This is a genomic window from Bacillus sp. LR_5 (genome assembly GCF_042709275.1).
Genome location: NZ_JAVAXX010000003.1, coordinates 51,850 through 64,659, shown reverse-complemented (window position 1 = coordinate 64,659; position 12,810 = coordinate 51,850). Strand labels below are relative to the sequence as shown.

The following is a 12,810-nucleotide window of genomic DNA, read 5'->3' as shown; positions in this document are numbered from 1 at the left end:
AAGGCATCGAGAATTTCTTTATGATTCATACGATTTACTCCCTTCTATGATGTTTTGCACACTCTTAAAATCCAATTTTCCTTGCGCCACTCCTTGCATCAATCCGATGATTTGCTCGTCTGTATACGTGCCCTTTGTTTGATGTGCTGCCGCGCTTTGATTCTGTCTTTCTGCTTTTAATGCCAAATGAGCGGATAGAGTTTGGACTGTCTGACATTCAAGGATTTCCCGGCCGGTCATCTTCATCTGCGTGGTTTTTTCGATATGACGCATCAATTTTCGGCCAAGAATTGAATCCATCCCATAATCCAGAAAGTTTCTTTTGAAATTGATGCGATCCTCAGATATGCCCAACTCTCGTGCTAAAAATTGAACAATGATCTTTTGCATGTGCGTTTCCCCATTAGGCTCGTCAACCTCTTTTTTCATGTCTTGTGTATGCGGTTTAGCGGCCTCTGATTGATGATTGCCTGACGAAACCCAATACCGCTCCCTTGCAAATGGATAGCCAGGTAAAGGGAGCATCCGAACGTCATCACCTTCATGAAGGAGCTCCCAAGGAATCTGATATCCTTTCACCCAACATTCCGCAATGTTTTCCAAATTTCTTTCTTTTGCGAGAATTTGCAGGACTGCTTCATCCTGTTCTTCTATCATCCCTTCCGTATGTCCTGTATAAAGAGATGCCTGTTGGCCTGATACCCCACCATTCTTCATTGCTTCCGCATATTCCTTCAATATTCGCACCAATTGCTCCTGATTGTTCACAACAATCGCGAGCCTTGCTTCCATGGCTTTTCTCCCCGCCTGAAGTGTATATGCAACATCAGGTAAAGAAAGGTTTTGATTCTGCTCGAGATACGCAATCATGCGGCTGACAGCATCCTGAAGCCGATCGTCATTTTGGGCTGAAAGCACGATGACCTGCGGGGATTCAGCTGACTCTTTATGCCGTTGTGTGATCGGCTGCTCATCCGGGATGTATTCTTCAATGACTGCATGCGCATTGGTGCCGCTGATTCCTGTCGTGCTGATTGTTCCCATCCTCGGCTTCTGATTTTTCCTGATCCATGGACGGTTCTCTTTGCATAGCACAAACGGGCTTTCTTTAAACTGAATATACGGGTTGTCCGATTCACAATGATGAGTAGCCGGAATGGTCTTGTTTTTCATTGCCATCAGCATACTGATTAAAGCAACCACCCCTGACGCTGCAAATGTGTGTCCGATTAACGGTTTAATCGAGCTGATCATGCAGAATTGCTTCTGCTTCGTATATTTGCTGAACACGCTCGTTAACGCTTGGACCTCAAGCGGATCTCCAAGATTTGAGCCGGTACTGTGCGCCATCACATATTGAATATCGAGTGGGTTGATTTCATTTTTTTCATAAATGTTTTCGATCAATTCTGCCTGGCTAAAAGGATTTGGTGCAGTAATGCCATTGGTTTTGCCATCGTAATTCACACCGCTGGCCTTTATGCAGCCATAAATGTGATCTTTATCTTCAATGGCCTTTGATAATGGTTTCAGGAGAACAGCAGCTACTGCTTCACCTGGCACCAGACCATTGGCATCCTGGTCAAACACTTTACATTGTCCATTTGGAGAAAGCATTTCGGCTCTTGTCAGCGCTTCAAAAGACATTTGAGAAATATTCAGGCTGACGCCGCCGGCTAAAGCCATTTCACAATCTCCTTGACGCAGGGCTGAACACGCCTGATGAATCGCCACAAGTCCAGATGAACATGCTGCTGTCAACGCCATATTAGGCCCTTTTAAATCTAATGCGTATGCGATTCGCGCAGATAATGTGGCGTTTTGCGTACCATTAATGTAATCCGTATCCCCGGTTAAATGCGCATATTCTCCTTCTTCCACACCTACATAAACACCGCAGGATTTTCCTTTTATCCGATGTCCCATATAGCCAGCGTCTTCAAACGTGTGCCATGCTTCCTCTAGAAAAATGCGCTGGCGCGGGTCCATGCTTTCGGCTTCTTTAGGCGATATTTGAAAAAACAGTGGATCAAATCGGTCTATGTTCTTCAAAAATGCGCCCCATTTTGAGACTGCTTTTTCTGGATCTCCGTCAGCACCACCCCAGTCGCGGCGTTCTTTCGGGATGTCAGAGATACAATGTTTGCCGTTTTTCAGATTGTCCCATAGCTCATGGATCGAGTCAGCTTGAGGAAACCTGCCACTCATTCCGATAATGGCGATAGGCTCGGCGTGAGACTGCCTGTCGCTCTTATGATTGCTTTCTGGTACGGGAGCTGCAGGAATTTCCACTTCAGCTTCAGGGGGCTTTTGTGCCTCAGATGCATCATCCCGGTAAAGTGCTTCGATCAGCTCTTTGTGATCCGTTAAGAAGAAGCCGATCAATTCTTGTAAAGTCGAATAGCCAAAAAATAAAGCCGGTGTCACTTCGATGTTGAAATGCTTTGATAGCACATTCGAGAATTTAGCCAAATAGATCGAATCAAATCCGAAGTCGGCCCAATTTTTGTTCAAATTCAGCTTGTCCTTTGAGATTTTAAGCAATGCGTGAATATGTTCTTTCAGATCGTGTTCTAAACGCTTTTCAATGCTTAGCGTTTTGATCTCTTCCCTTTTTTCTTGTGCAGCAGGTGCTTGAATGGCCGGTTCCGGAACAGCTGGTTCAGTCATTCCTAAAAAGCGGCTGACCCGGCTGGACTGGCCAGCGATCACGAGATGCTGAGCATCCTGCTGAGACAGGATGTGTTCAAATAGACGGATGCCTTCATCGGCTTCTAAGAAGCGCTGACCGCTTGATTTCAGGTACATATCGGTTGTTCCTTCATCACCGATCTTCATTCCGCCATCCTTCCATACAGGCCAGTTGATGACAAACGTTTTTCCGCTATGAAGCTCATTTCTGTATTGTGCATAAGCCATTTGGAACCGATTCCCGATTGCATAATCACAACAGCCAAAATCTCCTAAAATAGCAGAAGACGAAGAAAAATAACAAATAAAATCAAGGGCTTCATTTTTAAGCCATTCATCAAGCGCTATCGTGCCGTTGACTTTCGGTTCAATGATGCGCCGGAAGCTTTCGATCTCTTTGTCAAAAATAGTAGAATCGCTTTCGATTCCGGCTGCATGAATAACACCATTGATGGTACCAAATCGATCTTTCCCTCTTTTTACGCAGTCTCCCATCGCGATAGGATCTGAAACATCTGCTTCTGCATACATGGCTTCGCCGCCTAGATCCTTTAATTCTTTTAATTTCTTTTGCTTTTCGTCATTGAAAGGCGACCTCCCTGTCAAAATCAGGTTTGCGGCATAGTGTTTAGCCAAATGCTTGGCGAATAAATAACCGAGCCCTCCTAAACCGCCTGTCATTAGGTAAGTACCGCCAAACTTCAATTTGCTGTTGTTCGGTTGTATCGTGGTCTGTTCAATGTGACATACACATCGTTTCCCATTTTGATACAAAACGGTTTGTTCAGTTGAAGCCTGTAATTCCGTCCAGATTTTACGCGCCCAATCCTCCATCGATTCTTGATCTGCCGGCTGAAAGATCCCAGTCACTTTTGTGTGTGGAAGGACAAGCACGAGTGAACGTTCGAAGCCAATCCATGATTCCAGATAGCTCCGGTCAAGACCATTTTCAAAACGTCCTGCCAGCAGCAGCCGTGAAGGGTGGAGCTTTGCTGCAGTCATACCTTGTAATAGATAGACAATACAGGAATGGTCCTTTATACAGCTCGCGTCTTCCGCGGGCCACATATAGAGGATTGCATCTGGCTCTCCATGTTCCGCCTGAATGCTCTGGAAGGCTTTTTCAAAAGTGACGGGTTCTTGCCGCACAATCTGATAGCTGTTTTGAGATTGTTTGCTGTACACCTCGCCCTGTGAAATAAAAATGATCTTGGTGTCCTGATCAACATTTTTCACAGATGCAGCGAATGCGTTTTGCTTTTCTCTATCCGTCAGAAAACAGATGAGCGTTTTGAAACGTTTCGATGTGAGAGTTGCCGGCTCTTCTTTCCACACTTCTTGAAAAGTCATAACCTCGAAATGCTCTTCTGGTTGCTGTTCATGATTCTGTTCTATAGGCGCCGGAGCCTTTGCCGGGCTTGGTGCCCAGTAACGTTCCTTTGCAAATGGATATGCCGGAAGACTGATCCGGACAGGCATTTGGCTTCCGTACAGCTTGCCCCAGTCAAAAGACAAGCCTTTCACCCAAAGATCCAGCAGTTTCGTGTATTTTCCTTTGCTCATCCATGCCTCTATGATTTTTTCCGTATCTTCATCAGCTGATAAGACGGCTAATGCTTTTTTGTTGTCATCGATGCGATCCAGGTACAGGCTGTCTGCTTTGTTTTCGATAAAATCGTTCAGCTTTCTCTCAAGATCCTCTAATGATTCCGCTATAAAGCCCAGCCGTTCCTCCATTGCTTCACGGCCCGTTTGCAAAGTATAGGCGATCCTGATTAGATCTGTTTCGCTGTACCTTTTTTCTTGAATGGCTGTGAGCAGCTGTTCCGCTTTTTCTTGCAGCCGTTCCCTGTTTTTCGCTGACAGCACAATCAGCGCAGGAGAATGAGCTTCAGGAGTCTGCGCTTCTGTTCTCGGAATATATTCTTCCAGAATCATATGTGCATTGGACCCTCCGGCGCCAAAACTGCTCAATCCGGCACGTCTCGGCACCTCTTGCCCGTCAATCACCGGGCGTTTCCATTCACCAAGATGCTGCTGAACGACAAACGGAGTATGGCTGAATTCAATGTTTGGATTCAATCGCTGAGAATGCAAAGATGGCGCAATTTGGCCGTATTTAAACTGAAAAAGAATTTTTGTCAGCCCGGCGATGCCGGCTGCACTTTCACAATGACCGATATTTGATTTGCTGGAGCCAATCGCGCAAAACTGTTTCTCTTGCGTATCTTCCTCAAATGCTTTTGCTAATCCCGCTATCTCAATCGGATCTCCTAATGCGGTGCCTGTTCCATGCGCCTCCAGATAACTGATGGTCCGGGCAGGAATGTTGGCGCGCTCAATCGCTTCTTTAATCAGCTGTGCCTGTGCATGAGGATTTGGAACCGTATATCCATTTGTTTTTCCTCCGCTGTTAATCGCACTGGCCTTTATCACACCGTAAACATGGTCGCCGTCTGCTATTGCTTGCTGCAGCGGCTTTAACACAATGGCTCCTACGCCTTCACCGTCGACAAATCCATCTGCGTCATCGCCGAATGATTTACATGTATCACTTGCAGAGAGCATATTCATGACAGATAAGTTCTGATAATGGACCGGGTCGACAACTACATTGACACCGCCGGCAATGGCGCAATCACTTGATCCGCTATAAATACTTTCCAGCGCTAAATGAATCGCTGTCAGAGAAGAGGAGCAGGCTGTATCGACTGCAAGGCTCGGACCTTGGAAATTCAGCAAATAGGATATTCTGTTGGCGATAGACCAATAGCCGTAGCCGGTCGGATAATTTTTGTTCATGACTCCGGCAAAGACGCCGATTTTTCTACTTGTACAGAGCGTGTCAGGCGTGTATCCCGCATCTTCAATACTTGCATAAGCGGTTTGCAGAAATAATCGCTCCTGAGGGTCCATTCTTTCTGCTTCGAGCGGAGAAATCTGAAAGAATAATGGATCAAACTTGTCCATATCCTTGATAAATCCGCCCCATTTCGTATAAATCGATCCTTCTTTTCCTTTTTCTTTATCGTAATAGGCTCTCCAATCCCAGCGTTCTTTCGGAATTTCCTCAATACAGTTTCTTCCTTCTTTTAGGTTATTCCAAAAGTCTTCTGCTGTCTCCGCCTGAGGATAACGTCCGGATATGCCAATAATGGCAACGTCACGGCTGGCAAGAGCGTGTGTTGGCGTTTCTTTCTCCCTACTGAAGCCAAGCTTGCGATAGCGCTGCAATTTTTTAACGGCGTGTCCAGACTTCTGTGAAGATTCATTCTTGCTTGCGGCCGGTGGCTGTTGGTGAACTTGACGGTCAAGACCTGTCAGTTTCATCAGTGCTTCTGTTTTTGTTTTGATTAAATGCTCTACTAACGCGTCGATGGTCTGGTACTCGAAAAATAAAGTGCTGCTTACATGGTCTAATTCTTTACGCAATGTATTCGTCAGCTGGACAACGACGATAGAATCGATACCGTATTTTTCAAGCGGTTCAGATGACTCAATTTTGCTTGCAGGAATTTTCAATGTTTCTCCGATTAGTTTTTTCATATATTCTGTGCTTTTTTCTCTAAGAGCATCAGTATTGGATTGTCCCGCTTTCTCCGAAGCTATGTTTTGTGTATTGGCTGGCTCGTTAAATGATGTCTGAGACATATCTTTCTCTGGCACGATCACACTTTCCATCATCATACGGCGAACCAGCCCATTGCTTGAGGCTGCGACAATCTGGTGACTGAGATCATGGACAGCTTCGGCCGGGAAGAAGACAGATTCAAAGCCTTCGCTTTCTAGTGCCTCTTTCCAGCTGTTAGGATATAAGCCTGGACAGCCGGGAATCCGCACTGCAGGATCTTCATACAGCCACCAGCCTTCCAAGAGACCAAAGGTGATGTGGGGGAACAGGCTGTTTCCCGCCATTTCATTCAGCAGCAGCATTCCGTTGTTTTTCATCACTGCTTTTGTATGCCGCAGGGTTTGACGGATATTTTTTGTCGCGTGAAGGACATTAGCGGCAATGACGACATCATAGCCGCCAGCCTCGATTTCCTGCTGGTCAATTGGTTTTTCCACGTCAAAAAGCTGATACGTCAGGTACGGATTTTCCGCCCCATATTCCTTTTCAGCATGCAGCAAAAATGCTTTCGACAGATCTGTATAACAGTATTCTTTGATATGGTTTTGATAGGCTTTCAGTTTTTGAAAGATTCCGGCACTCGTGCCGCCTGTGCCTGCGCCTATTTCCATAATGCGAATCGATGCCTCAGGATCGTGCTTCAGCCGTTCATCCACGTAAGCGATTAACGTATCGGCAAGCACTTTATTAAAATAGTCTGCCACTTGGTTATGCTTATAAATGCCTTCCACCAATTCCATTGAGGAATGCGGGAACATGATATCTGTGGCAGGGACTTCCCCTGTCAAAATATCCGGTAATGCCTTCAACATGGTCTCTGCTAATACAACCATCGCCTTTGTATTGCTGTCATTGAGCCACTTTTCTTTTTTCGCATTCCATTCTTGCCAAAGCAGCCCAATATCCTCTGCTTGATCCTTCCTCACCAATGAATCTCCATCTTTCTTAAGATAATCATGCTGCAGAAGGAATTCACTGCTTTGCTGAAGCCATTTTTCATAAAATTCACGAGTCTTGTATTGTTGAAGGCGTTCAACTGATAATCTATGACCATCAAACAGTCCGGCCGTTTGCAGCTGCCCTAACAACAACCTGTAAAGAAGATCGTCCAGCTCTTCATGTGTGACTCTTTGTAATTGTCCTGTTTTCGGCAGGCGCTCCTTCAGGCTTTCAGCGTCAACTGAAGGGTGCTCGGGATAAAGGGTGATGAATTCATTCTGATTCACGCCTTCGACTGCGACAGGTTTTGTCGTATGAATGAAAGCCGTTTGGCTGACTGGCCCAGAAAGCAGTGCTTCCAGCGCCTTCATGCCTTCCGCAGGCTTAATTAAGCCTAAGCCAATTTGATTCATGAGCTGTACATATTGTTCATCCTCGGCGGCTTCACTGTTCCCCCAATATCCCCAGTTCATGACTTTTACAGGGCAAGCCCAGCTTTGGGAAAGACGGTGAGCAAAAGCATCTGCAAATGCGCAGCCAGAGGCATAATGGCTTTGTTTCACATTTTTGATATGGGCTACAAGCGAAGAGAAAAATAAAACAAAATCCAAATTCTCCTGACGGAACACTTGGGCCGTTTGAACACTGACATCCACCTTGGCCGCCAGTCCGGCTCTACATTCTTCCAGCGTCATTTTTTCCAGGCTTTGTTCAGATAAAACCATGGCAGAGTGAACGATTCCGTGAATGTGAGGATAACGCTTTTTCACTTGATCATAAGCCTGCTGCAATGAATGCATATCCGCTGCATCGGCAGCAATATAGTAAGGCTCAGGGCCAAGAGCGGAAAGACGGTCTGCTTTTGCCTTGATGGCATCATTGATTTGACTGCGTCCAATCCAAACGATTTGCGCCTGATAGCGGCGGATCATGTACTCACTCCATGCCGCCCCGATGTACCCGGCGCCTCCGATGACCACATAGACTCCGCCTTTTCGATATAGCGTGTCATTTGACGGTGAGTGCCGATATGGGATCAATTGCTGCTGATGCCATTGCTGATTCCGATAGGCCCAAGCGTGGCCGAGACGATCAGCAGGAAGGGTAAACATTTGTTTTACCGGCCATGTGCAGCCTTCTTCAAGATCAAGAAGACGGATTTTCCAATGCGGATATTCCTTAGCGATTGTGCCGGCTAGTCCGTGAATGCTTGCATGAGCTGGCTGTACAGTTTCATGTTGCGTAACCGGCTGCGCTTGGACGGTCACAAGAGACCATTCTAGCTGTTTCTCACCATAACCTAATTGAAGACATGCCTTCACAAGCTTAAACGCCTGAAGAACAGCCTCTTCTTGTCCCTCACTAAACATATTCTCCGAGTATGACGGAGCAATCCACAATACATGGTCAATGCTGCCGTACGGTTGCAGTTTGTCTGCTATTGCATCAATATCATCTGCAGGCCGAATATCGATAAAGGAAACCTGAGGATAATGCTGCTTTATTAATGCCCGTTCACCTTCAGTACCGCCGCATAAAACAGCACGCGTACCGATAAACGAAGCATCGCCCTCCTTATCTGGAGAAACCGGTTCCCAGGCAGGGATCATCATCGTATGCCCTGTCAGCGGGGAATCAGCTACTGTTTGAGGCTTGGCCTGCTCTCCATCAAGTGCTCGCATCGAAGCACCCTTCATTCGAACACAAACGTTCCCGTTCTCATCGCATAAATCAATATCATATTTTCTGACTTTGTCCTCCGCTTTGCTATCTGAACTGTATCGAATATAAGACCATATCTCTTCTGGACACGGGCTGAAAATGTCAAGCTCTTGCAATGCAAACGGGAGAGAAAGCTGATGAGCTTGTCTGTCAGCATTGACTGAGCTAACGATAAAACCGACTGTGGAGTGGAAGGCGGAATCCATCAAACTCGGGTGAAGCGTAAATTGCTGCTTACCGTCTTTTAGAGAATCGGGCAATGAGATTTTGGCAAGCAATTGATCTTGTCCGACGAGTACTTTTTCTATCCCTTGATAGCCCTCGCCATAGTCAAGCCCAATCTTTCGAAACGCCGTATAGCATTGTTCTGACGTTACTGTGTCCAGACTGCATTCTGTCTGGATTGATGCAAGGTCTAAAACTGGGGTGTCCGCTTTAGCTGAAATGACTGCACGGCCTTGACTGTGTACCATTGGGGTTTCTTCTTTAGTTTCAGAAATGCTATAAATGTCAAAGGAAATGTCCCCGTTATCTTCAGGATAAAGGCCAATATGTATTTCTTTTGGTTCACTTCCTATCGTGATAGGGCGGACCCAGACGATGTCTTTAAGCGACACAACTCTTTGTTCATCTTCCAGATCGCCCGCAGCTTTTTCCGCTGCTTCTCTTGCTATTTCTAAATAGGCAACACCCGGCAAGATTTTCTGTCCCTGCACAACATGATCAGATAGGAAAAATTCCTTGCCTGTAAAAACAGAGCTAAAGCGCTGCTCAGTAAAGTCTGACGTATTGCGGTGCACAAGCGGATGTAAGGTATGATTCACAGTGCTGGTTTTCGTTTCAGGAGCCGGTATCCAGTAGCGCTCCTTAGCAAACGGGTAGGTCGGAACGCTGATTTTAAGCGGCTTGCGATCGCCGTATAGGCCGACCCAGATGACCCGCTTTCCTTGAACCCATGATTCCGCCATTTTCTTCAATTCGCTGTTTGTTGATGTTGGTTCTGCAGCCTCCTGATCCTCCATGGCTTGCCCAGTCCAGCAACCATCGATCTCTTCTTCACCATTTGTAAACGCCCGAAGCTTAGCAGTTAAATCCTTTATGTCCTTCACGATGAAGGCTGCCCGCTCCTCCATTTCCACCCGGCCCGTCTGTAATGTATAAGCTAACGCTACAAGATTGACGTCCTCGCTCAGAAAATCAAGGAGTTTAACAGCGTAAGCCTGCAGACGGTCTTTGTTTCTCGCGGACAATGGAATCATTACTTCTTCATTTTTCGATAAAACCGGCTCTGAAAAGCTCTCTGCCGGAATATATTCCTCCAAAATAAGATGCGCATTGGACCCTGAGGCCCCAAACGAACTTAAACCGGCGCGGCGGGGATATGTGACGTCCATCCCGTTTTCTGTCATTGAAGGCTGCTCCCATTTTTTCGTTTCATGCTGAACAAAAAACGGGGTTTGATCGAGCTGCAAATATGGATTCAGCTCTTCTGAGTGTAATGATGGCACCAATGTTTTATGATGCAGCTGCAGGACAGTCTTTGTTAAGCCGCTGATGCCGGCTGCAGATTCGGCATGGCCAATGTTTGATTTCACAGAACCGATTGAGCAGAATTGCTTGTCTTGTGTATTGCGGCTGAAAGCCTTCACCAATCCTTGTATTTCAATCGGATCCCCTAATGAGGTTCCAGTGCCATGGGCTTCAACATAGCTGATGGTGCGTGGATCAATTCCCGTTTTCTCTAAACACGCTTCGATAACATCAGCTTGAGCGACAGGGCTCGGAACTGTAATTCCGCTTACTTTTCCTACGTGATTAATGACACTGCCTTTGATGACAGCATAAATCCGGTCACCGTCCTGTTCAGCTTTTCGGAGCGGCTTTAACAATACTGTTCCGACACCTTCTCCAGATACGTAGCCGTCCCCGCCTTTGCCGAATGTATGGCAATAGCCGTCACTCGAATGCATCCCCACACTGCCGTAGCTGATATATTTGGCCGGATGCAGTGATAAATTGACGCCTCCTGCAAGCGCGGCCTCGCATTCTCCATTCCGGATGCTCTCTATAGCCAGATGAACCGCAGTTAATGAAGAAGAGCAGACCGTGTCCACCGCCATGCTTGGGCCGTGGAAATTACAATAGTAAGAGACCCTGTTGGCAATTTGCGCATAATTCAGCGATAAAGGAAATGGATTGTGCTCTGATAGAGCCTCCGCTCCTATAAGGGAGTAGTCCTTATGCATAACACCGGCAAATACGCCGACATGCTGCCTTTTATTTTCTCCCTGCTGTGAAGCAATTGTTTCTGGTGTATACCCCGCATCTTCAATAGCTTCCCAGCACGTCTCTAAAAATAAGCGTTCCTGAGGGTCCATGGTTTCCGCTTCACGGGGTGAGATCCTGAAAAATTGAGGATCAAAGCAATCAGCATCCTCGATAAACCCGCCCCATTTCGAGAATGGCTTGCCTGAAGGTGACTCCAGCCCATTGTTTTCCTTCCATTCCCACCGCGAGTTGGGGATCTCTGTGATGCAGTCGGTACCTGCCTTAAGATGTTCCCAAAATTCCTGTATGTTTTTTGCCTTAGGATAACGGCCTGCTATTCCGATAATCGCAATATCCTCCCCGATTTCTCGTGAAGAGATAGCGGCTGCTGAAGAATCCTGCATTGGTACAGGAGACTGGCGGACTGTATCGTCCGCCTCTCCAATTGAATAGTAATCAGCAAGATGCGCAGCTAGTTCTGCAATCGTTGTATATTCAAACAGCAGTGTTGGAGAGAGGTCCGCTCCAATCTTAGCCCCTATCTCCTGAACCACATTAAGCAAGGATGGTGAATCCAGCCCAAGCTCATAGTATCCGGCATGGATATCCATTTGTTCTTCCGGCCTTTCAAGCTGTTCAGCAAGCAATTGACGCAAATACGTTTCAATTGCGGTATAGTCCTGACCAGGGTTTTGAGAGACAGCTTGTCTTTCTTCTTGACTTTCTTTTGCAGAAGGAAAGACTGCCGCATCCCGTACAGACTTGCCTGCAAACTGTTTCAGCTCGGCCACTTTTTGTCCTGATGAATTAAAATATTCAATCGTCATATATGTGAGTTCTTTCTTCTGGCGCACAGATGAAGAAAGTATCCGGGCTGTACATCCTTTTTGCAATCGTTCCGAAGCTGAAAACGATTCATAACACAATGGCAGATACATCGTTTGATCTGAGAGCAGGCAGCTTGAACCTATGCCGCTGCCGTCAATGAGAGTCGGATGAAACAGAAACGCTTCAGAATGAAGCAACGCTTCCTGTCCGACTGATAAATCTATCAAAGCACCCTCTTTGGTTTCAAAAATCTGCCCTTCCGCTTTCATCATGCCAGTATGCACTAATTGTTGAGAGCAGCATTGTTCATATATTTCATCCAAATTCAGAATCCTGTCAGCTGTACGTTTCCACTGATTAAGGTCTATTGATTCGGTAAAAGCAGTTCGCTCTTTACGATGCATGTCAGCCGTCACATATTGTCTTTTGTCCGATAGCGACTCACCACGCTGTTTTTGTCCGTCGATGATGATGGACCATTTCCCTTTCTTGCTTTCAGACACGTGAATGGTCAAAGCAATGTCATACCATTCGTCTGCGATCAAAGGGTAAAAAATGGTCAGGTTTTTCAATTCAAGCTCTTGATATGCATAACCATGTTCTTGGAATACTTGGTAGATCAAATCTATATAAGCAAGGCCGGGTAATAACGCTTGTCCATATACCTTGTGGTTGGACATAATAGGATTATTTATTGAAATGGTCAGTTGTTCAGTTATCATTTTCCCACT

The 12,810-nt window shown here is 46.2% G+C and carries 1 protein-coding gene; it reads right to left on the bottom strand.

The features are described 5' to 3' along the window. Positions 1-18 precede the first annotated feature (18 nt). Complete coding sequence (locus RAC86_RS01775) at positions 19-12,801, bottom strand: SDR family NAD(P)-dependent oxidoreductase (RefSeq protein ID WP_072566303.1); 12,783 nt, start codon at positions 12,799-12,801, stop codon at positions 19-21. Positions 12,802-12,810 lie beyond the last annotated feature (9 nt).

Bases quoted from the DNA above. Each gene is read 5' to 3' on its own strand.
- RAC86_RS01775 (WP_072566303.1), bottom strand. From the start codon at position 12,801: ATGATAACTGAACAACTGACCATTTCAATAAATAATCCTATTATGTCC.